The following is a 20,761-nucleotide window of genomic DNA, read 5'->3' as shown; positions in this document are numbered from 1 at the left end:
CATCAGGAGCGTCATGATGAGTGTCGATGAAAAGCGTATTCGCGAATTCGCCTACCAGATCTGGGAATCGGAAGGCAAACCCGTAGGCCAGCAAGAGCGTCACTGGGACATGGCACGCAAGCTCGCCGAAGCCGAGGCCCTGGCCCCCAAGGCGGCCCCGCGCAAGCGGGCGCCGGCCAAGCCGAAGGCGACGGCCGAACCCAAGGCCGTGGCCGCACCGGTGGCGAAACCGGCGGCGGCGAAAAAGCCACGTGCGGTGAAGAAGCCGACGGCGGGCTGAGGCCCTGCGTAATCGTCCAGCCGCCTCTGCGGCCGCTGTGCGGCCCATCGCCGGCAAGCCGGCTCCCACAGGGGGCTGCGGTGCCCCCGAAGCAGGTGTCATGCAAAGGACACCGTGGGCGTTGGCTTGCCGGCGACGGGCTGCACAGCAGCCCCCATGCCCCTTTGACCCGGCCATACGAGGACTACCATGAGCCCCCGCACTCCGAAGAAAACCCGCTCCGTCGCCCCCTCGCGCATCCGCGAAGGCTTGCCCTTCCCCCTGGGCGCCACCTGGGACGGCCTGGGGGTCAACTTCGCCCTGTTCTCGGCCAACGCCACCAAGGTCGAGCTGTGCCTGTTCGACTCCAGCGGCGAGCAAGAGCTCGAACGCATCGAACTGCCCGAATACACCGACGAGATCTACCACGGCTACCTGCCCGACGCGCACCCGGGGCTGGTCTACGGCTACCGCGTCCACGGCCCCTACGAGCCGGAGAACGGCCACCGCTTCAACCCCAACAAGCTGCTGATCGACCCTTACGCCAAGCAACTGGTGGGCGGGCTGAAATGGTCCGAGGCGCTGTTCGGCTACACCATCGGCCACCCCGACGGCGACCTCTCCTTCGACGAACGCGACAGCGCGCCCTTCGTACCCAAGTGCAAGGTGATCGACCCGGCGTTCACCTGGGGCCGTGACCAGCGGGTACAGATCCCCTGGGAGCGCACCATCCTCTACGAGGCCCACACCCGCGGCATCAGCATGCGCCACCCGGCGGTGCCCGAAGCCCATCGCGGCACCTTCGCCGGGTTGGCCAACGACGAGCTGCTCAAGCACATCAAGGAGCTGGGCGTCTCGTCCATCGAACTGCTGCCGATCCACGCCTTCGTCAACGACCAGCACCTGCTGGACAAGGGCCTGAACAACTACTGGGGCTACAACAGCATCGCCTTCTTCGCCCCGCACCCGCGCTACCTGGCCAGTGGCAAGATCGCCGAATTCAAGGAGATGGTCGCGCACCTGCATGACGCCGGGCTCGAACTGATCCTCGACGTGGTCTACAACCATACCGCCGAGGGCAACGAGCTGGGCCCGACCCTGTCCATGCGCGGCATCGACAACGCCTCCTACTACCGCCTGATGCCCGACGACCGACGCTACTACATCAACGACTCGGGCACCGGCAACACCCTCGATCTGAGCCACCCTTGCGTGCTGCAACTGGTCACCGACTCGCTGCGCTACTGGGCCGGGGAGATGCACGTGGATGGCTTTCGCTTCGACCTGGCGACCATCCTCGGCCGCTACCATGACGGCTACAGCGAGCGCCACAGCTTCCTCGTGACCTGCCGCCAGGACCCGCTGCTGCGCCAGGTCAAACTGATCGCCGAACCCTGGGACTGCGGCCCGGGCGGCTACCAGGTCGGCAACTTCGCCCCCGGCTGGGCCGAGTGGAACGACCGTTTCCGCGACACCGTGCGGGCGTTCTGGAAAGGCGACGAAGGCCAACTGGCAGACTTCGCCGCGCGCATGACCGCCTCGGGCGACCTGTTCAACAACCGGGGCCGGCGCCCCTACAGTTCGGTCAACTTCGTCACCGCCCACGATGGCTTCACCCTGCGCGACCTGGTCTCGTACAACGACAAGCACAACGAGGACAACGACGAGAACAACCAGGACGGCACCGACAACAACCTGTCGTGGAACTGCGGCGTCGAGGGCCCCACCGACGACCCACAGGTCAATGCCCTGCGCATGCGCCAGATGCGCAACTTCTTCGCCACCCTGCTGCTGGCCCAGGGCACGCCGATGATCGTCGCCGGCGACGAGTTCAGCCGCACCCAGCATGGCAACAACAATGCCTACTGCCAGGACAGCGAGATCGGCTGGATCAACTGGGACCTGGACCAGGACGGCGCCGAGCTTTTGGCCTTCGTCAAGCGCCTGACCCGCCTGCGCCTGGCCTACCCGGTGCTGCGGCGCTCGCGCTTTCTGGTCGGCGACTACAACGAGGCGATCGGCGTCAAGGACGTCACCTGGCTGGCGCCCGATGGCAGCGAGATGACCGTGGAGCAATGGGAGGATCCCCATGGCCGCTGCCTGGGAATGCTCATGGACGGCCGTGCCCAGGTCAGCGGCATCGCCCGCCCCGGGGGCGAGGCTACCCTGCTGCTGATCGTCAATGCCTACCACGACACCGTGCCCTTCCAGTTGCCGACGGTGCCGGAAGGCGACTACTGGAGCTGCCTGGTCGACACCGACCGGCCACAGATGCGCAAGCCGCAGCACCTGGCGTTCGACACCCAGTTCGAGGTCAAGGGGCGCTCGCTGCTGCTGATGGTGTTGCAACGCGAGGAGGAGTGAACCCGAGCGGCATGGTTCGGTCCTAGACTGTAGATCGGCCGCCGCGCCCACAGGGGTGGCGATGCTTCTCGTCGCAGATGGATACCAGGAGCCACCGTGAACCTCGAAGCCGGCAGTCCAGGTTTCGCCACCGTCAGCCAGGCCCCGGCCGTACACCGGGTACGGGTCCTGACGGTCAACACGCACAAGGGTTTCACCGCCTTCAACCGGCGCTTCATCCTGCCGGAACTGCGCGAAGCGGTGCGCAGCACCCAGGCCGACATCGTCTTCCTCCAGGAAGTGCTCGGCAGCCACGACCGCCACGCCGCACGCTACCCCGGCTGGCCGCAGACCTCCCAGTACGAGTTCCTCGCCGACAGCATGTGGAGCGACTTCGCCTACGGGCGCAACGCCGTCTACCCCGATGGCCACCACGGCAACGCCCTGCTGTCGAAATACCCGATCATCGAGCACCGCAACCTCGACGTGTCGATCACCGGCCCCGAGCGCCGTGGCCTGTTGCACTGCATCCTCGATGTGCCCGGGCAGCGCCAGGTGCATGCGATCTGCGTGCACCTGTCATTGCTCGAGCGTCACCGGCAGAAGCAGCTGCGCCTGCTGCGCAAGCTGCTCGACGCCTTGCCGGCGGATGCCCCGGTGATCATCGCCGGCGACTTCAACGACTGGCAGTTGCGCGGCAACCGCACCCTGGGCCGCGAGCGCGGCCTGCACGAGGCCTTCGAACGCCACCATGGCCTGCTCGCCCGCACCTACCCGGCGCGCCTGCCGCTGCTGCGCCTGGACCGCGTCTACCTGCGCAACGCCGAGAGCCACGCCCCGAAGATCCTCGGCCACAGGCCCTGGACACACCTCTCCGATCACCTGCCGCTGGCGGTGGAAGTCCGGCTCTAGCAATGATTCGGCATAGCCGGGCAGCGGCAAAGAACCTTCCTCGCTATAGACGCATCATTTACTCATGTATTCAATGAGTTGCACCTTGTCCTGCCACCTTGTCGGCGTTTCCACGTTTTCTTGACGCAGGCGCCGACCTCTCCTTAGCTGAACGTTATCACCAGTCGTGAAAAACTCGCGCCGGGCCTCTAGCTCGCGCCTTTCGTGCGCGCTCGGGCCGGCTTGCGTGCTGGTTTGAGTCGCCCTCTGTTCGGTCGTACAGCTCGTGACATCAGGCCAGGTCCTTGGGCTGTACACACAACAGAGGAGATCCGCCATGAAAAGAACCTCGAATCCTGTGCGTTTCGACTGCATTTTCTGCGCGGTTTCCACGTCGCTGCTCCTGGCAACCCCGGTGGAAACCTTCGCGCTCGACCTGCAGGAGGAGGAGGCGCCCTTCGCCGCCCTGCTGCAGCAGCCGACGATGCCGCAACTGTCCCTGGACCCGGTCAGCGCCAGCGGCCTGGGCCTGAGCGCTTTGTACGCCTTCTCCGAGCAGATGGTCGAGCGCCACGGGCAGGCAGCCCCGGACCTGGTCACCAGCCAATGGGCGCAGTTCTTTCCCGGCAGCCCCCGCCTCGGTGCGCAGGCGCCGGAGCAACTGGAGGCGCCCAGCCAGCAACTGATGATCGGCCCGGACCTGTTCGTGCGTGAAACCGCCAGTGGCAATGTCCATCGCGCGGGGATATTCGTCGGCCACAACAACCTGCAAAGCAGCTTAAACGGCACGCGCAGGCTGCTGGGCGACAAGCAGAAGAACGCCGTCAACCTCAGCGGCGAGAGCTTGGGGGTGTACTGGAGCATGACTCACGAGCAAGGCTGGCACCTCGATGCCGTGGCCATGGGCACGCGCATCGACGTCAATGGCCGCGGCGAGAGCGGCCAGCGCCTGAACGACAGCGGCCATGCGATGACCTTCTCGGTAGAAGGCGGCTACCCCATCGGTCTGGGTGGCGGCTGGGTGATCGAGCCCCAGGCACAGTTGATCAACCAGCAGTTCTTCCCTGGCAACCAGGTACAGGAAGAAACCCTGCAGGCCTTCGACAGCCAACCGAGCTGGAGCGGCCGGGTGGGCGCCAGGCTGTCGGGGCGCTACGAAGTGCGCGGCATGCCCATCGAGCCCTATGTGCGAACCAACGTCTGGTATGACTTCAACAATGCCGAGCCGGTGAAGCTGGACCAGGTGGACAAGATCTCCAGCTCGCGCAATTCCACCACCGTCGAGCTGGGGTTGGGGCTGGTGGCGCGGGTCACGCCCAAGGTGGCGTTGTTCGTCAGTGCCGACTACAGCAGCGATGTGGATGACAATGACCTCAATGGGCTGATCGGCAGCCTCGGGGTCAGGATGCGTTGGTAGCCTGTACCGGCCCCTTCGCGCGGTTCGCCGCCAAGGGGCCGGTACGATCGACTCATCAAGCGGGCTTCATCACCCTCAGGGATGGACCTGCCCAAGCAGGGTACGCGGCAGCCTGAAGCCCTTGAAGGGCTGCTGGGTAATGGGGTTGAACGCTTTTTCGGCGCTCAGCCGATAGCGCATCACGCCATCCCCCGTTTTGAAACCGAGGTCCACGCTGGTCGCGGTCCGGCCATTGAGCGCACCCCGGCTGAGCAGGCGGAACATCGACCAGGGGCCGCGATACTCCAGGCTGCTGCTGTTGCCATTGCGCCTGAGCAATGTGAGGTTGCTGCGCACCTGCTGCCCCAGGGTATTGGGCCAAACCACACCCGTGATCTGGCTCGGGCCGTGGGTGTAGGAAATCAATTGGCCATCCAGGTCCAGCAGGCTGGTGCGCTGGTTCGCGCTGAGCCCCAGCGGCTCGATGCTGAACTGCACGCTGAGGTTGCCGCGTTGATCGAAGAAGGTCTCGCGGATGCGGTCTGCCGCTGCCAATTGCTCGATCAGGTCGCTACGGATCAGCGACTCACCGTGCTGGCCAGGCTGCAGCGCCTCGAGATTGTCCTTCAGGAAGACCTTGAGGTACTGGTCCTGGAACTGCTGCAAGCGCCCCTTGGGCCCGAAGAACGCCTCGAAGTCATCCAGCGAAGCATCGGGCGCCCGAACGACGAAGGGATAGCGCCCCGCCAGCCGCTGCTGGAAGAAGCTGTACACCTCGGCATCCCAACGCCGTTCCAACTCGCGCAGTGCCTCGACATTCAGTACGTAGGCGGTTTGCTCGGCGACTTTCCTGACCTGTTGCTTGATGGGCTCGGGCAGCCCGGTGGCGATGCGTTGCAGGTTGCCGATCGGGTCGGGCGCCGTCATCGAGAAGCGCTGGAGTACCGCGTGCAATGCGGCCTTGCCTCGGTCCGGGCTGTCCTGCACCGCTTTCGCGTAGCCGTGGACGGCGATGATGGCGTCGAGCGTTTCATCGTAGTAGCTCGGGCTCTCTCCTTTTGGCTGCAACAGGGCATTCAAGCCCGCGAACGCCCGCTGAATCCCCATGGCCTGCTGTTGCTCGAATGCACCACCGACACGCTTGAGCACGGCGGCCTCGCCCTGCTCTGCTGCAGCCGGCGCCGAGGACAGGACGGTATTGTCCCGCACGGTTTCCAGCAGCCGCTGCAACGGCGCCGCAGGCCCCGTCAGTTGTTCGAGTATCGAGACGCCATGGTTCAGGTCATGGAAGTCCGCCACCGCGAAGGCATTCAAGGCCCGCCGCCAGCTGTCGATGTAGTCGCTGCTGTACAGGTTGCCAATGCGTTCGGTCAAGGCTTCGCGGTCGGCATCGGTGTAGTGCGCCTGGTCGCGCTCACCCAACGCCCACTGGTCGATCATCGCCATCTCGGTGAGCTGTTGGCTGCGTGGCTCGAAGTAGTCCTTCAAGCCTTTGGCCGTCAGCAGCGGGGCCAGCCGGATGCCGTCGTACCCGTGCGCGGCACCGGCGGCCGGCTGGTAGACGATATCGAATGCCGGCCCGACCTGGTTGCGCAGGTCCAGGCCAGTGTGCAACCGCTCCCGCGCCTGCTGCTTGAGGCTGGCGTACACGCGCTGCGGCAGCGGGACCTTGCGCAGCGATTGCTGGGTTTCACTGACGCGCTGGCGATACTGCGACAAGTCGGCATCGGCATAGGCCAAGGCGTACTCCAGGTGGCGCATCAAGTCTCGCTGCAGTTGCCCTTGCCCAGGGAACGCGAGCTGCCACTGCCGGGCCATCCAGTCCTCCACCCAGCCAGGGCGACGGTTCTGGCGCTCCTCGATCATTCGATAGACCCTGAGCGCAGCCATCTGTCGTTCGCTGCCCTCGGGGGCGGCACTCATGGCATCGACGACACCACTGGCAATGGCCGGCAGGAAGCGTCGCGACAACAGGCTCAGGTAAGCTTCATCGACCCTTGGCCCAATGTCACGCCCTTGATAAAGGCCGAAATCGGCCACGCCCGGCCATGCCGAACGGTAGTCACCGAATACGGAAACCGCATCGCGAATCTGATCCAACGGCGCCAACAGGTTCCGCCCGGTCGGGTCCACCTGCTGGTCCACATGCTGGAGGCTGAATGCCTGGCTCTTGGCCAGCACGCTGGTCGCCTTGGCCCCGTTGATATCGAAGTAGCGCTGCCAGTTGGCGACGGCAATGGCGATCGCCAGGGCGCCTACCCCCGAACCGACCCACAACAGGCGGCGCTTGTGGCGTGCCACTTTCACGTTGTCGCCGGCAAGGCCCGCTTCTTGATAGATGACGCGCTGGAAGACCTGCTGGGTGAAATAGACCGATGCCTTGCCCTGCGGCTTGCCTTCGCGCAAGGGGGGATCGGCCACGTAGGGCTGTGCCGCCTCGCGGACGAACGCATTGCGCGTTTCGCCTTGCTGAAGCACCGAGGACCAGTACACCCCTCGCACCAATGCCGGCGTGGTGAAGCGGTCGCTCGCCAGCACCTCGCGCAGAAAGTTCAGCAAGGTCGGGCGCAGGCCCATCAACTGCGCGTGCAACGACGTGAGGCCCTCGCGCTGTCGCGGGCAGCCCAACACACACAGGTGCTCCAGCATCTGCTCATACAGCCGGACGATCAGTTGATCGTAATGATCGGCGAACTCGTCCAACCAGGCGTCGAACGTGCCAATGGTCTCCAGCTTGAAGGTGAACCCCAGCATTTGCTCGCGTTGCGAGTCCGAAAGGCGAGCGAAGAACGGCTCGAAACCGTCCAGCAAGTCGACCTTGCTCATCACCACGTAAAGCGGCAGGCGTGAACCCAGCTGGCTGCTCACTTCATGCAAGCGCGTGCGCAGCACATGGGCGAGCGCGGTGCGTTGGGCGGGCGTGGCGTGCAACAGCGATGACAGATCGACGACCAGCAGCAGGCCATTGAGGGCCCTGCGGCTTCGGTTGCGCACCAACCAGCCCAGCAAGTGGTTCCAGAGCTTGGATGGAGTAGCGGCTGGCACTGCAGGTTGTGTGTCGCCTGCCCCACCGGGCACGTGATTCCCCAAGGAGGCCTGGGTGAGGAATTCGCCTGGCGGGTCGAGAATGACGGCCTCATTGCCGATCCACCACTGCACCGGATAGGGGACGTCTTCGGCGTGGCGGCCACGGGCCTGGGCCTGGTCGATACGGGTCAGGGAAAAACACTGGTTCGAGTGCTCGATGAAACGGCTCTTGCCGGCCTGCTCTTCGCCCAGCAGCAGGTACCAAGGCAGCCGATACAGCGCCCGACGCCCACCCGCATGCTCGAGGTAGTTCGCCAGCCCCCGGTTCAGTGCCTGCTCCTGGGCCATGACGAACGGCAGGCAAGGATCGGCCTCGGCCGCGAGCGCCTGCCGACGCTCCGCTTGCAGCCGACGAAACCGCACGCGCAGAACGAGCGACCAGCACAGCAGCGCTACCAGGACGAGCACCAGGCTGGCCACGCTGCGCTGCGCCACGTTCGCCAGTAGCTGTTGCCCACGCCAGGTCCAGTGCGGGCCAAGCCACCAGATGGCGACCAGCATCAGCAAGGCCCCCACCCCGAGCAGCAGCGGCATCGCCACGCCGATGCGCGTGGCCAGCGGCAAGCCCCAACGTTTGAATGATGTCCAGAGTCGATTCATGAGGGCTCCTAGTCCTTGTCCTGATCGATCAACACCGAAGCGGCGCTGTATTGCTGGAGCCGTTGGAAGACCTCCGGCTCCCACGCATCGGCGGTCGTTTGCTGCATGGTCCGGGCAACGCTGGCGCACAGGTCCTGGGCGAGCCACGAGAGGCCCCGCGCGGCGAGCAGGTCGGCGGCGATCACCGTGCTGTGGCAGCGCTCGCGAGGCGCGCGAAAGTCCGCTTGCATGCCCTGTAGCCGCAGCAGCACGGGTTCCACACCGCCAGATTCCAGCTGGCTGAACAGTTCCTCGCGCAGGCCGCCGAACGCGTGCGAAGGCGCCCCTTGGCCAGCCTGGGCCTGCCCACCTGCGAGCCACGCAAGGCTTTGGTCATCGACGAAGGCCGTGCCATCGCTGAAGCGCAACTGCTGCAGCGCGGGCAAGCGCTGCACGAACCGGGCGCAGGTACTACGAATGGCTTCGGCCACCTCACCCATCGCCAAACGGGTAGCGACGGTTGCCGCCAGGAAGCTGCCGCGAATCCAGTACGGCGAGGCGGTCACGCTCTTTTCGATGCGCAGCAGCAAGGCGGGGTCGATCGCCGTGCCGGTAATCGCCTCTTCGTAGCCCAGGGCGATATCCGCCGGCACCGCCATCAGCTCCGTGCGGTGCTCGTGCCTGGCCATCGGCGCCGCCTGGATATGGGCCCACAAACCGAAACGGCGCAGTTGGTAGCCGGTGGGGTCGTATGGGTCTTGCTGGTTGATGAACTCGGCCATGCTCAACACGGCTCGGCGCGTCTCGCGCTCGTTGCCCAGGGAGATGCTGGTCTTGGCCGGGGCGAAGGCATCGACCAGGGGTGCCGACTCGGCCTTGGGCGTTGCCGTCTTGGCCGTGCAGGCCTGCACACTGCCGTTGGCGAGCGTCACCTGCGCGAGCAGCGAGCGCTCCAGCTCGCCCAAGGCAGCCGAGTCGAGCTGCGCCGTATCCGCCTGCTGCTGCAGGCGCGTCAATGCGCGCTGGGCGGCCGCCGCGTGGGCCGGCGTGTAGGTAAAGCGGTCCAGCCGGGGCAACGCTTCGGCCAAGCGACCGGTGACCAAGCCCACCCACTTGCGCTTGGCCAAGAACCCCTTGGGGCCTGGCTTTGGGTGAGCGGACTCCCAGTAGCGTTCGACCATTCCAGCCAGCAGTTCCAGGGTGAACCCCCAACGCTCCCAGCAACCGCTGCGCAACCAGGCGACACTCAAATGCCCGACGATCCGCAGGTGCTTGCACTGCTGGCTCAAGTACTGGCGGGAGGCTTCCTCGATGTAGGACCAGTCGATGGAGGCCTCCTGCAGGCCACCCAGCTTGACCATCTCCTGGTCGATCGCCTGGTAGGTTTCATCCTCGACATCGAACAGGCCCGCAGGCGCCTCTGGGTCGATGGGCGCCAGCAGCAGGGCGATTTCCTGCGCCGAGACCTGCGCTACCAGCGACATGCTTGACGCGCCTGCTCGATCAGCGGGTCCAGGCCCTGGGCGTCGAAGCTCAGCCCGTCGACGACGGGATGATCGCTGACGACATGGATACGGTGCGCGCCGATCACCGGCTTGATCTGCTCGATGGCCGGCAATCCCCTGCCCGCATCGAGTACCTGGCCATTCTCCATCACCTGCCAGGGCGTCGCGTTCGTCGCCCCTCGCTCACCTTGCAACTGCACCTTTACCCACTTGGCCTCGAGGGGTTGCCCGACGATCAACTGCAATCTCGAGATGTTCTGCACACAGCTGATAGCGAGGTAGGGGCGCGGCTCGGGGGAGGCTATCGCGGGCGCCGAGATCAATACCCGCCTATGCCCTGCCAGCCCTTCGTCCTCGGCGCTCAGGCGGAACGTCAGGTCGTCTGACGCTCGCTGGGCCTCGTTGGCCATCACGCGGCGCAAGGTCGGCGAATCCTGCTCAGGTGCAGACCAAGTCGACCTCGGCAGGCGCACCGGCGTCCCGGCGGCCTGATCGAAGCAAGCCAAACGCTCGAGGTTGGACACGATCGTAGGGCAATCCCGCGCCGTGCCCGCCAGCACGGGCCCAATACAAAACAGCAACGAAAGACCAGCGCCATAGACATAGCGGGTAATCATCGTAAGTTCACTCTTTTCCCAAAAGTACAAATGCCCTACATAGGGCGAAAGTGTTCTCCGACACTCATGCGCCACGACAGCGATCAAAGAAGCCCGGCAGAATGGGCACGAGACTATTACACAGACCCAAGCGCATACAAATAAATATTCCCTTACATTTTTAAACTCGACCAGACGCCATATTTCCATGCATGGTTTTTTAGAGCAACGACAAGCAACCCAACATAACGATTATGACAAGAAAGAAACTTGGGAAAATTCCTACAAACTAATAACCCAAGTTAATATGCCTTGCGCGAAACGTCCTACACAAAACGGGGAGTTACGCGCCGATGTCCAGAAGTACAAGTTCCGTCGCGCCTAAAGAGCGCATCAACATCAAATATGTACCGGCCGCAGGAGACGTGCAGGCCGAAATAGAGCTGCCTCACAAGATGCTGGCCCTGGGCGACTTCGGGCTGGATGACGCCCGCGCGCTCGAAGACCGCCCGGTCATGCGCATCGACAAGCACACTTTCAACGATGTGTTGAGAGACGCAGGTGTCGGCCTGTGCCTGTCGGTCCCCTCCATGCTCGACCCAGCCGCCGACAGCGAACTGGCGATCAACCTGCAGTTCAAGTCGATCGACGACTTTGGGCCGGATCACATCGCGCGCCAGGTACCGGAGCTGAACAAGCTGCTGGAGCTGCGCGAAGCGCTGGTGGCCCTGAAGGGCCCGCTGGGCAACGTCCCCACCTTCCGCAAACGGTTACAGCAGCTCCTGAACGATGAAGGCGCCCGTCGACAGCTTGCGCACGAACTGGAACGGGTGCTTGAAGCGCCGAAAGAAGCCTGAACCAAACGTGGCCCCACACAGGGTCGAGCAAGACAACGGAGCGCCCCCCGATGCCAACCCAGAACAGCACACCCCTTGCAACTGACGTTGTAACCGAGGCTTCAAGCAACACCACATTGCTCGACCAGCTCATGGCCGAAACAATGCTGGTGCCGACTCAAGAAGGCTATCAAGTTGCCCGGCAAGGCGTGGCAGCCTTCATCACGGAAATACTCAAGAGTGATGACCCCGATCAACGCATCAACAAACATCGCGTCGATCAAATGATTGCCGAAGTCGACCGGGTGCTCGGCAAGCAGATGGACGCCATTCTGCACCAGCCTGATTTCCAGAAACTTGAAGCCGCCTGGCGCAGCCTCAAACTTTTGGTCGACCGTACGGACTTTCGCGAGAACATCAAGCTTGAAGTCCTGCATGCCAGCAAAGAAGACTTGCTCGACGACTTCGAGAATGCCGCCGATATCACCTGCAGTGGACTTTACAAACATGTCTATACCGCCGGCTATGGCCAGTTCGGTGGCGAGCCGGTCGCGGCCATGGTGGGCAACTACAGTTTCGGCCCCTCTTCTCCCGACATCAAACTACTGAGCTACATGGCGTCGGTAGGCGCCATGTCCCATGCGCCCTTCCTGAGCGCGCCCGCACCTGAGTTCTTCAACCTGAGCAGCTTCGAAGACCTGCCCAACCTGAAGGAGATCAAAGACATCTTCGCCGGCCCACGGCATGCCAAGTGGCGCGCCTTGCGCGACAGCGAAGATGCCCGTCATATCGCACTGGTCGGGCCTCGTTTCATGCTCCGATCCGCTTACCACCATCAGCAGCAGCCGATCGACAGCTTCAACTATGACGAGAACATCGACGGCCAGCATCAGAACTACCTGTGGGGCAATTCCGCATTCCTGCTGGCCAGTTGCATCAACGACAGCTTTGCCCGCTACCGCTGGTGCCCGAACATCATTGGCCCGCAGTCGGGCGGCGCCGTAGAGGACTTGCCCGTCCACCTGTACGAGTCGCTGGGGCAACTGCAAGCGAAGATCCCGACCGAAGTGCTGATCTCCGACCGCAAGGAGTTCGAACTGGCCGAGGAAGGCTTCATTGCCCTGACCATGCGCAAGGACAGCGACAACGCCGCGTTCTTCTCCGCCAACTCGGTGCAAAAACCCAAGACCTTCCCCAAGACGCCCGAAGGTCTGCAGGCCCAGACCAACCACAAGCTCGGCACCCAGTTGCCCTACCTGTTCATCGTCAACCGGCTGGCCCACTACATCAAGGTGCTGCAGCGCGAGCAGATCGGCAGCTGGAAGGAACGGCGCGACCTGGAGTCCGAACTCAACAAGTGGATCAAGCAGTACGTCGCCGACCAGGAAAACCCCTCGGCCGATGTACGCAGCCGCCGTCCCTTGCGAGCCGCCAGGGTCGAAGTGTCGGACGTGGCAGGTGACCCGGGCTGGTACCAGGTCTCGCTCGCCGTGCGGCCCCACTTCAAGTACATGGGCGCGAACTTCGAAATCTCCCTGGTCGGCCGCCTCGACACGCCATGACGGGCCTCTTCGACCGCCTGACAGCGCAGGCGCCGACCTGCCGGAGCCACGCCCGACAGGAACCGGCTGGGCACCGGTTCGAGGTGATCAAGCGCCACCTCGAAACGCTGCTCAACACCCGCCAGGGTTGCTCGCAGAGCAGCCCTGACCTGGGCCTGCGCGACTTCAACGGGCATGCCCTGAACAGCGGCGACTTGCTGCAGCAGGTGAGCGCCGACATTCGCCGCACCATTCTGCGCTTTGAGCCGCGCATCCAAGTATGTGCGCTGAAGGCCGTGCCTGATGCCCATGCCCCGCTGGAGCTGCATTTGCGGCTGGACTGCCAGGTGCAGGTGAACGACCGCATGGAGCAGTTGCAGATCGAGCTGCTGGTCAATGGCCACAACCGTTACACCCGAGTAAGGTAGCCATGTCGTTAAAGGACCGATTCAGCGAAGAACTTCGCTACCTGCGCGAGCTAGGGACAGATTTCGCAAAGGACAACCCACAGCTTGCCCGCTTTCTCGGCAAGGACAGCAGCGACCCCGACGTCGAGCGCCTGCTGGAAGGTTTTGCCTTCCTGACCGCCAAGCTGCGGCTCAAGCTCGAGGACGACCTGCCAGAGCTGACGCACCCCATGCTGCAGTTGCTCTGGCCCAACTACCTGCGCCCGCTACCCAGCGCCACGATCATCCAGTTCACCCCGCTGGAGCAGTCGCTCAGCCAGTCGCACAGCGTGCCCAAGGGTTCGCGGCTGTTCTCCCACCCCGTGGACGGCATCGCCTGCGAATACCGCACCTGTACCGAGGTGAAACTGTACCCGTTCGCCATCTGCGGCGCGGACGCGACCCAGACACTGGACAGTTCGATCGTTCGCCTCGAACTCAATCCGCTGGTTGAGCGCCCCTTGAACACCTTGGGATGCGACAGCCTGGACATTCACCTGAGCGGCGAGGACCGCTGCGCCCGCACGCTCTACCTGTGGCTGTCGCACTACCTCGAGCACATCAGCGTGACCATCGACGGCGAGGTTCGCCGGCTGCCGGCCAGCAGCGTGGCCTTTCCCGGTTTCAGCCCAGACGAAGCGCTGTTGCCCTATCCGCCGAATGTCTTCGATGGCTACCGGATCCTGCAGGAGTACTTCGTTTTCCCGCAGCGTTTCCACTTCTTCAGCCTGACGGGCCTGGGCCGGCTCTGGCCCGACCAGAGCAGCCAGAACGTCTGCATCGCGTTCCACTTCACCCGCCAGCTGCCCGACTCGATACGGGTCGGCAAAGACGACTTCAGCCTGTTCTGCACGCCCGCGGTCAACCTGTTCAAGCACAGCGCCGAGCCTATCGACCTGTCTGGCCATGACGCCCAGGTTCAGTTGAAACCCAGCGGCAAGCCATCGCATGCCTACGAAATATTCAGCGTCGACCAGGTGATCAGCACCCGAACGACGGCAGATGGCAGCCCCGGTGAACCGCTGCGGGCATTCCGCCCCTTCGAGTCGTTCGCCCATGAGATCGAGCATGTCCAGGGCCGCACCACGCTGTACTACCAGTGCCAGATCGAGAACTCGTTGCGCGGTGATGGCGTCCTTCACCGCATAGCCTTCGTCCGCGCCGACGAGAGTGCCTATATCGGCGAGCTGGAGACAGCCTCCATCGACCTGACCTGCACCAATCGGGATCTGCCGCTGGCCCTGGGCATCGGCGATATCAGCGTGATCACCGAAGTCACGCCGCCCCTGGCCAGCTACCGCAACATCTACCGCCCTACCCGCCCCTATCGACCGGTGCTGGATGGCCAACTGCAATGGGTACTGATCTCCAACCTGTCGCTCAACTACCTGTCGCTGCTGTCGGCAGAACCCCTCAAGGCACTCATCGGTGCCTATGACTTCGCTGCCTTGCATGACATCCAGCAAGCGCGCGCCACCCGCAAGCGCCTGAACGGGATCAGCGAGGTACGCACCGAACCGCTGGACTGGCTGATCAAGGGCTTGCCCATTCGTGGCCTGCGCACCCGACTGAAGCTCGACCAGGACGCCTTCCTCTGCGAGGGCGATCTCTACCTGTTCAGTTGCGTGCTCTCTCGCTTCTTCGCCCTGTACGCCAGCATCAACGCCTTCCACCAACTGGAAGTGATCAACACCACCAACAACGAGCACTACACATGGCCATTGCTGACCGGCAAACAACCTGTGATCTAGCCGACACGCTGCTCGCCGAGGCGCACCGGCACAACTTCTTCCAGTTGCTGGAGAGGCTGCATGGCTTGCATGGTGACGACCTGGAGCCACGCTGGCCGGATGAGCGCACACGGCTGCGGGTGCGGCTTGCCAGCGATCCACGGCTGGCTTTTCCAGCCTCGGACGTGCTGAACGCGCAACGCCTCCCAGGCCAGGACGCGCGTTATCGCGTCTGCACCACGTTCATGGGCCTGCACGGCACCGACTCGCCGCTGCCCACCTACTACCTCGAACAACTGGCCTACGAGCATGCGCAAGGCCTCGGTGTACGCCCGGCATTCTTCGACTTCTTCAACCACTACCTGCTCAGCCTGCTGCACCGCATCTGGCGCAAGTACCGCTATTACATCCGCTTCCAGACAGGCGCCCGCGACGAGTTCTCGCAGTACGTCTTCGCCCTGATCGGCCTCAATGACAAGCATCTGCGAGGCGACACGGCACTGCCCTGGAGCCGCCTGCTCAGCTTTGCCGGTGTGATCGCCAGCCGCAGCCGTGCGCCCGGTACGGTGGCCGGCATCATCGCCCATTGTTTCGACCTGGAAAGTGTGCACATCCGCGAGTTCGAGGCCCGCTCGGTGCCCACCGCCGCCCCGCAGCGCGTGAGCCTGGGCCTTGCCAATGGCTGCCTGGGCAGCACCTTCGTGGTCGGCAGCCGCACACGCACCCGTAGCAGCAAGTTCACCCTCATGATCAGCGACCTCGACCAGGCGCAGTTGCGCGACTTGCTGCCGAGCGGCGTCAACTTTGGCCGCTTGCGCGCACTGATCGACTTCCTTCTGCGAGACGGCCTGGCCTACGACCTGGAGCTGCGCCTGAAGCACAACGCGCTCTCGCCCTTCTGTCTGCACCGCAGCCAAGGCGCCCACCTGGGCTGGACCAGCTTCATCGACGACAGGCATGGCACCAAAAGCCCCGTCGTCCGTATCCGAGGGCGCTCATGAGCACATTGACCCTGAGCATCGGCAACCTCGAACAGCTGGAGCACGGCGTCACCGCCCGTCATCGGTTCGACTGCAACGGCGGCACCATCGGCAGCCAAGGTGCCGACTGGCTGCTCTGGGACCGTGCCCGAGGCATCCAGCCGATCCACTGTGAAATTCGCTGGATCGAGGGCAGCTTCTGCGTCATCGACCATTGCAACCAGACCTTTCTCAATGACAGCCCGCTGAGCCTGGGACAACGCCCGCCTGTGCGCCTGCCGGAAGGGAGCTGCCTACGGATCGGGGCCTACCGGGTGCAGGTTCACCTGCAACACGACCCGGACAGCCGACGCTCCCTGGAGGCGTTGTTCACCCCTGGGCAGCAGGTGCTCGACGCCTTGCTGGCCGATGCGGCCAGTACCTGGCATGACGAACCCGACCTGGCGGGCTCACCTGTAGCCGATATCCGCGAGGCGTTCGAGCCAGGCATCGGACACGACCCTTTAGCGGCACTGGATGCGCTGCATCGAACAGCGACCGCCGACGAGAACGCCGTGCAACGCCTCATCACCGGAGAGCCGTCATGAAACGTCGGCCATTGATGACCGTCGCACTGTCGCTTGCACTCGTTGGTGCTTCTGGCTGCACGGCCTTGGGCAAGGTGGGCAAGGTGCTCATGGACCCTTCCGTGCCTGTCGGAGCCCCGAACGATCAGCCAACCGAAGTCGCCTTCAGCATGAACGCCAGCCCTACGCTCAACGGCAACCCCAACAGCCTCGATACCACGGTTGAAAAAGCCGGCACCCTGGAGCCCAGCCCCTACGCGGTGAGTCTCGCCGCAGGCGATCCCTACGCGCTGACCGAGAAGGTCGGGACCTTGCTCGAATACCTGCAAGCGCAGTTTCCGGCCATGTCCCCCCTGCAGGACCTGCCGGAGGACGAGGATGCAGCGCAGGCCTTGGCTCGCTCGCCCATGGAGGAACGCGCGCCCGGTAGCTACGACGACCCCACGGTCATACTCGACCTGCCGAATCCTGCCCCGGTAGCGGCAGAGCAGATCGCCACGCCCATCGCCATCAAGATTTTGCAGCTGCGCGATGACTCCCTGCTGCGCAACAGCGTGTATCAACTGCTCGCGCAAGACCCGGCCAAGACACTGCGCAGCACCTATATCCGCGACGACGACTACCTGCTGTTCCCTGGCCAGTTCAAGTTCGTGCCCTTCGAGCCTCTCCACGCCGACACCCGTTTCATCGCGGTGATCGGCGACTACGCAAGCCAGGAGAACGCCACTTGGCAGCAGGTGCTGCGCATCGCACCGCGCGGCCGCCAGATCGTCCTCTCGGTGCTGGTCAACGACACGCAGATCGTACTCAAGGAGCAAGACTGATGCGCTCTCCTTGCACCTGCCCCTCCCCCCTTTCCTCTGCAAACCCGGAGCGCCCATGAGTTCACGCAACCCCGTCATCTGGCCTGAAGGCCTGTTCGTCAAGCCGCAGCATTTCCAACAAGCGGCGCGGGCCAGCGAAGCGGCGTTCCACCAGCGCCTGAGCAGCCTCAATGCCGCCTTCTACGGCTTCAGCGAACTGCAGTTGAACGACGAGTACCTGAGCCTGGGCAGGATCGCGATCACACGGGCACGGGGCATCATGCCGGATGGCACGGTGTTCGACATTCCTGGTGATCTGCCACCACCTGCGCCGCTGGAAATCGACGACGACGCGACACAGGACAGCGAGGTGTACCTGTGCCTGCCGTTGCGTACCGAAGGTGGCCGCGAGGTGAGCTGGCCAGACAATGCCGCCAACTTTCGCTATGTCGCCCAGGCGCAGGAAATCAAGGACACCCACACCGCCGACGGTGACTTGGTGCACGTGGACCTGGCCGTGCCCAACCTGCAACTCAAGCGCAAGGCCGAGGACAGCAGCGCCTATACCCGCCTGGCCCTGGCTCGTATCCGGGAAAAGCGCCCAGACGGCAGCCTGCAACTGGACGAAGCCTTCTACCCCACCAGTGTTTCGCTCCAGGCGGTGCCGGCACTCAAGCGCTTTCTCGACGAGATCACCAACACCCTACGCGAACGCGCCCGCAACCTCGCGGCGCGCATGGGAGCGTCAGGCCAGTCCGGTGTCGCCGACATTCGCGACTTCAATCTGCTGCAAGCCATGAATCGCTGGTGGCCGTGCTTTCAACACCTGGCACGCCAGCCCCATACCCACCCCGAGCAGCTCTACCTCAGCCTGAGCCAGGCCTGCGGCGAACTGGTGACCTTCACCGATGAAAACCGGCTGCCGCAGGACTATCCGGCGTACCACCACAGCGCCCTGCACACCTCTTTCAAACCGTTGGAGCAGACCCTGCGCCGCGCCCTGAGCACGGTGTTGCAGCCTCGCGCGATCTCACTGGCGCTGGAGTCACTCGAGTTCGGCGTCATGACCAGCACATTGGAAGACCGGCGCTTGATCGATGAAGCGGACTTCATCCTCGCCGTGCGCGCCAGCCTGCCACCGGACACCTTGCGCCAGCAGTTCGTGCAAAAGGCCAAGGTCACCTCGCTGCAAGCGCTGAACGACCTCGTGCCGCTGCAACTGCCTGGTATCCCGCTGCTGCCATTGCCGGTGGCACCACGGGAGCTGCCCTTCCATGCCGGCTTCAGCTACTTCGAGCTGGACCGGCGCAACCCCGCCTGGCAGGCCATGCAGGGCAGCAACGGGTTTGGCTTCCATATTGCCGGCGACTTCCCAGGCCTTGAACTGCAGTTCTGGGCGATCAGGAGCGAATGAAATGGAAAACACGCGGAACACTATCGAGGGCGCGACCGAGGGTCCCTTGCTGACGCGACTTCAAGGGACGCAGGGCAGCGAACAGCCTTCCACGGATCAAGCAGAGCCCAAAATCGATCCCCTGTTCAAAAAAGGCTACCCCGCCGACCCGGAGTTCCGATTGCGCGGCGGCTATGCCAACCCGATGGTCGATGCCGCGATGCCGCTGTTCGGCTTGGTGATGCGCCTGCGCACGCTCGATGCGCTGCCCAATATCGATGACGTGCACAAGCAAGTGCGCAACCAGATCACCAACATCCTGGAAGAAATGCGCCAGCACGCCTATGAGCCCGCGCATCTGCTGGCCTATTCCTATGCCCTGTGCCTGTACCTGGACGAAGCGGTGATGCACCGCCCCTGGGGCAAGAACTCCTGTTGGAGCCATGAACCGCTGCTCAGCATCTTCCATCACGAGACCTGGGGTGGAGAGAAGTTCTTCACGGTGCTCTCGCGATTGATGCAGGAGCCACAGCGTTACCAGGACGTTCTGGAGTTCATGTACTTGTGCCTTTGCCTTGGCCTGAAAGGCAAGTACGCCATCGCGCCCAAGGGCGACGAAGCGCTGCAGGCCCTTATCAACAAACTGTATGGGGTCATCCGCGAACTTCGCGGCCCGGTGCCGGAGCAGCTCTGCGACCCACTCAGCAATGTCGCCCCACGCAACTACCGCATGCACCGGCAATGGCCGTGGTGGAGCCCATTGGTGATTTCCGCGGTGGTCATGGCGGTGATCTACGGGGTGTACAGCTATCGCCTGCACCTGATCACCACCGAGGTGCTGGAGTCGCTGAACGGCATTTTGCAGCAGTAGCGCGCACGTGGCCTGACATCACTGAACCCAAAGAATCCGCGAGGTTCACGCCTCGCCAGAAAGCCCATCGTTTCCGATGGCCGCGCCGCCGATGGTGTGCGTGTTTATCCACCTGGACGCAGGAGTATCTGCCATGCCAACACCCGCTTATATCAGTATCGAAGGCCAAACCCAAGGCAAGATCACCGCCGGTGCCTTCACCTCCGACTCCGTCGGCAATGTGTTTGTCGAGGGCCATGAAGACGAGATCCTGGTGCAGGAAATCAAGCACCAGGTAACCGTTCCGACCGACCCACAAAGCGGCCAGCCATCAGGCCAACGTGTGCACAAGCCCTTTATCTTCACCAGCGCGCTGAACAAGGCCACGCCGCTCATGTATCAGGCGCTAGCCGCTGGCGAAATGCTGCCGACCGTTGAAGTCAACTGGTACCGCACCTCTGTGGAGGGCAAACAGGAACACTTCTTCACCACCAAGCTTGAGGACGCGACCATCGTGGAGATCAATACCGTCCTGCCGCACGCACAAAACAAGGAAAACGAGAACTTTACCCAATTGATCGAGGTGTCGATGTCGTACCGCAAGATTTCCTGGACCCATGTCACGGCGGGTACCGAGGGATCCGACGACTGGCGCAAACCAATCGTCTGACCTAGCAGAAATGCCCCAGGCAGGCTCGTCCTGCCTGGCTTTCTATCTCACAGACGGCAGACAAGGAATGCGTATGCCAAGCCAATCCGATCTGCGTTACAGCTTCCAACCCCTTGTTGGCAACGCCTTGTTCGAGGTGGTGTCGTTCAAGCTCCACGAAGCCCTCAGCACACCCTTCACGTTGCACCTGGAGCTGGTCAGCTTCGACGACGATGTCGCCTTCGGCGAACTGCTCGACAAACCCGTCCTGTTCACCCTCTGGCGCGGCGAACGCCCGTTGCGCTACGTGC

17 protein-coding genes and 1 pseudogene are annotated in these 20,761 nt (G+C 63.6%); 15 read left to right on the top strand and 3 right to left on the bottom strand.

The window, feature by feature from the left end; translation table 11 throughout:
* Window positions 1–13: 13 nt before the first annotated feature.
* From NJF35_RS11030 to NJF35_RS11015, 4 genes are all read left to right on the top strand, one after another.
* A complete protein-coding gene (locus NJF35_RS11030; protein WP_225789133.1) occupies window positions 14–280 on the top strand; it encodes a DUF2934 domain-containing protein in 267 nt (88 codons plus the stop codon).
* Window positions 281–469: 189 nt separating this feature from the next.
* Window positions 470–2,623, top strand: coding sequence for a glycogen debranching protein GlgX (gene glgX, locus NJF35_RS11025; RefSeq protein ID WP_225789132.1), 2,154 nt, complete (start codon window positions 470–472; stop codon window positions 2,621–2,623).
* A gap of 96 nt (window positions 2,624–2,719) precedes the next feature.
* Window positions 2,720–3,514, top strand: a complete 795-nt coding sequence (locus NJF35_RS11020; protein WP_225789131.1) for an endonuclease/exonuclease/phosphatase family protein — start codon at window positions 2,720–2,722, stop codon at window positions 3,512–3,514.
* Window positions 3,515–3,830: 316 nt separating this feature from the next.
* Window positions 3,831–4,910, top strand: a complete 1,080-nt coding sequence (locus NJF35_RS11015; RefSeq protein ID WP_253091031.1) for an autotransporter outer membrane beta-barrel domain-containing protein — start codon at window positions 3,831–3,833, stop codon at window positions 4,908–4,910.
* Between the two features lie 75 nt (window positions 4,911–4,985).
* On the opposite strand, the gene tssM is transcribed toward NJF35_RS11015, so the two are convergent.
* From tssM to vasI, 3 genes are read right to left on the bottom strand one after another with little or no spacing between them, the layout of a single operon-like run.
* Window positions 4,986–8,576 (bottom strand): type VI secretion system membrane subunit TssM, encoded by a 3,591-nt coding sequence (gene tssM / locus NJF35_RS11010; RefSeq protein WP_253091030.1) that lies wholly within the window; start codon window positions 8,574–8,576, stop codon window positions 4,986–4,988.
* Between the two features lie 8 nt (window positions 8,577–8,584).
* Window positions 8,585–10,039 (bottom strand): type VI secretion system protein TssA, encoded by a 1,455-nt coding sequence (gene tssA / locus NJF35_RS11005; protein ID WP_225789128.1) that lies wholly within the window; start codon window positions 10,037–10,039, stop codon window positions 8,585–8,587.
* The gene (vasI, locus tag NJF35_RS11000) at window positions 10,027–10,677 is read right to left on the bottom strand and encodes a type VI secretion system-associated protein VasI (RefSeq protein WP_253091029.1); all 651 of its coding nucleotides are present in this window, start codon (window positions 10,675–10,677) and stop codon (window positions 10,027–10,029) included. The genes tssA and vasI overlap by 13 nt, the downstream gene beginning before the upstream one ends.
* Before the next feature lie 332 nt (window positions 10,678–11,009).
* On the opposite strand from vasI, the gene tssB reads away from it, so the two are divergent.
* The 11 genes and pseudogenes from tssB to NJF35_RS10945 form a co-directional block, all read left to right on the top strand.
* Window positions 11,010–11,513, top strand: coding sequence for a type VI secretion system contractile sheath small subunit (tssB, locus tag NJF35_RS10995; RefSeq protein WP_225789126.1), 504 nt, complete (start codon window positions 11,010–11,012; stop codon window positions 11,511–11,513).
* A 50-nt stretch (window positions 11,514–11,563) separates the two neighbouring features.
* Window positions 11,564–13,054 carry a type VI secretion system contractile sheath large subunit gene (gene tssC / locus NJF35_RS10990; protein ID WP_225789125.1) on the top strand — a complete coding sequence of 497 codons (1,491 nt, stop codon included), beginning with the start codon at window positions 11,564–11,566 and terminating at the stop codon, window positions 13,052–13,054.
* Complete coding sequence (tssE, locus tag NJF35_RS10985) at window positions 13,051–13,461, top strand: type VI secretion system baseplate subunit TssE (RefSeq protein ID WP_225789124.1); 411 nt, start codon at window positions 13,051–13,053, stop codon at window positions 13,459–13,461. The genes tssC and tssE overlap by 4 nt, the downstream gene beginning before the upstream one ends.
* A gap of 2 nt (window positions 13,462–13,463) precedes the next feature.
* Window positions 13,464–15,230 carry a type VI secretion system baseplate subunit TssF gene (tssF, locus tag NJF35_RS10980; protein WP_253091028.1) on the top strand — a complete coding sequence of 589 codons (1,767 nt, stop codon included), beginning with the start codon at window positions 13,464–13,466 and terminating at the stop codon, window positions 15,228–15,230.
* Window positions 15,194–16,210 carry a type VI secretion system baseplate subunit TssG gene (gene tssG, locus NJF35_RS10975; protein ID WP_225789122.1) on the top strand — a complete coding sequence of 339 codons (1,017 nt, stop codon included), beginning with the start codon at window positions 15,194–15,196 and terminating at the stop codon, window positions 16,208–16,210. The genes tssF and tssG overlap by 37 nt, the downstream gene beginning before the upstream one ends.
* The gene (locus tag NJF35_RS10970; RefSeq protein ID WP_253091027.1) at window positions 16,207–16,776 is read left to right on the top strand and encodes an FHA domain-containing protein; all 570 of its coding nucleotides are present in this window, start codon (window positions 16,207–16,209) and stop codon (window positions 16,774–16,776) included. The genes tssG and NJF35_RS10970 overlap by 4 nt, the downstream gene beginning before the upstream one ends.
* Window positions 16,773–17,579, top strand: coding sequence for a type VI secretion system lipoprotein TssJ (tssJ, locus tag NJF35_RS10965; protein WP_225789120.1), 807 nt, complete (start codon window positions 16,773–16,775; stop codon window positions 17,577–17,579). The genes NJF35_RS10970 and tssJ overlap by 4 nt, the downstream gene beginning before the upstream one ends.
* A 55-nt stretch (window positions 17,580–17,634) precedes the next feature.
* Window positions 17,635–18,972, top strand: coding sequence for a type VI secretion system baseplate subunit TssK (gene tssK / locus NJF35_RS10960; protein WP_225789119.1), 1,338 nt, complete (start codon window positions 17,635–17,637; stop codon window positions 18,970–18,972).
* Between the two features lies 1 nt (window position 18,973).
* Window positions 18,974–19,822 (top strand): type IVB secretion system protein IcmH/DotU, encoded by an 849-nt coding sequence (gene icmH / locus NJF35_RS10955; RefSeq protein ID WP_253101602.1) that lies wholly within the window; start codon window positions 18,974–18,976, stop codon window positions 19,820–19,822.
* A 133-nt stretch (window positions 19,823–19,955) separates the two neighbouring features.
* Window positions 19,956–20,471 (top strand): Hcp family type VI secretion system effector, encoded by a 516-nt coding sequence (locus NJF35_RS10950; protein ID WP_225789118.1) that lies wholly within the window; start codon window positions 19,956–19,958, stop codon window positions 20,469–20,471.
* A 73-nt stretch (window positions 20,472–20,544) separates the two neighbouring features.
* A pseudogene (locus tag NJF35_RS10945) lies at window positions 20,545–20,761 on the top strand (type VI secretion system tip protein VgrG); the annotation flags it as partial.

This window comes from Pseudomonas guariconensis, assembly GCF_024127895.1.
Classification (GTDB): Bacteria; Pseudomonadota; Gammaproteobacteria; order Pseudomonadales; family Pseudomonadaceae; genus Aquipseudomonas; species Aquipseudomonas guariconensis_B.
This window is presented reverse-complemented; position numbering and strand designations above follow the sequence as displayed.

What these genes read in the sequence shown, in the direction of transcription:
- NJF35_RS11030 (WP_225789133.1), top strand. Translation starts at nt 14, where the DNA reads ATGATGAGTGTCGATGAAAAGCGTATTCGCGAATTCGCCTACCAGATC.
- glgX (WP_225789132.1), top strand. Translation starts at nt 470, where the DNA reads ATGAGCCCCCGCACTCCGAAGAAAACCCGCTCCGTCGCCCCCTCGCGC.
- NJF35_RS11015 (WP_253091031.1), top strand. Translation starts at nt 3,831, where the DNA reads ATGAAAAGAACCTCGAATCCTGTGCGTTTCGACTGCATTTTCTGCGCG.
- tssM (WP_253091030.1), bottom strand. Translation starts at nt 8,576, where the DNA reads ATGAATCGACTCTGGACATCATTCAAACGTTGGGGCTTGCCGCTGGCC.
- tssA (WP_225789128.1), bottom strand. Translation starts at nt 10,039, where the DNA reads ATGTCGCTGGTAGCGCAGGTCTCGGCGCAGGAAATCGCCCTGCTGCTG.
- vasI (WP_253091029.1), bottom strand. Translation starts at nt 10,677, where the DNA reads ATGATTACCCGCTATGTCTATGGCGCTGGTCTTTCGTTGCTGTTTTGT.
- tssB (WP_225789126.1), top strand. Translation starts at nt 11,010, where the DNA reads ATGTCCAGAAGTACAAGTTCCGTCGCGCCTAAAGAGCGCATCAACATC.
- tssC (WP_225789125.1), top strand. Translation starts at nt 11,564, where the DNA reads ATGCCAACCCAGAACAGCACACCCCTTGCAACTGACGTTGTAACCGAG.
- tssE (WP_225789124.1), top strand. Translation starts at nt 13,051, where the DNA reads ATGACGGGCCTCTTCGACCGCCTGACAGCGCAGGCGCCGACCTGCCGG.
- tssF (WP_253091028.1), top strand. Translation starts at nt 13,464, where the DNA reads ATGTCGTTAAAGGACCGATTCAGCGAAGAACTTCGCTACCTGCGCGAG.
- tssG (WP_225789122.1), top strand. Translation starts at nt 15,194, where the DNA reads ATGGCCATTGCTGACCGGCAAACAACCTGTGATCTAGCCGACACGCTG.
- NJF35_RS10970 (WP_253091027.1), top strand. Translation starts at nt 16,207, where the DNA reads ATGAGCACATTGACCCTGAGCATCGGCAACCTCGAACAGCTGGAGCAC.
- tssJ (WP_225789120.1), top strand. Translation starts at nt 16,773, where the DNA reads ATGAAACGTCGGCCATTGATGACCGTCGCACTGTCGCTTGCACTCGTT.
- tssK (WP_225789119.1), top strand. Translation starts at nt 17,635, where the DNA reads ATGAGTTCACGCAACCCCGTCATCTGGCCTGAAGGCCTGTTCGTCAAG.
- icmH (WP_253101602.1), top strand. Translation starts at nt 18,974, where the DNA reads ATGGAAAACACGCGGAACACTATCGAGGGCGCGACCGAGGGTCCCTTG.
- NJF35_RS10950 (WP_225789118.1), top strand. Translation starts at nt 19,956, where the DNA reads ATGCCAACACCCGCTTATATCAGTATCGAAGGCCAAACCCAAGGCAAG.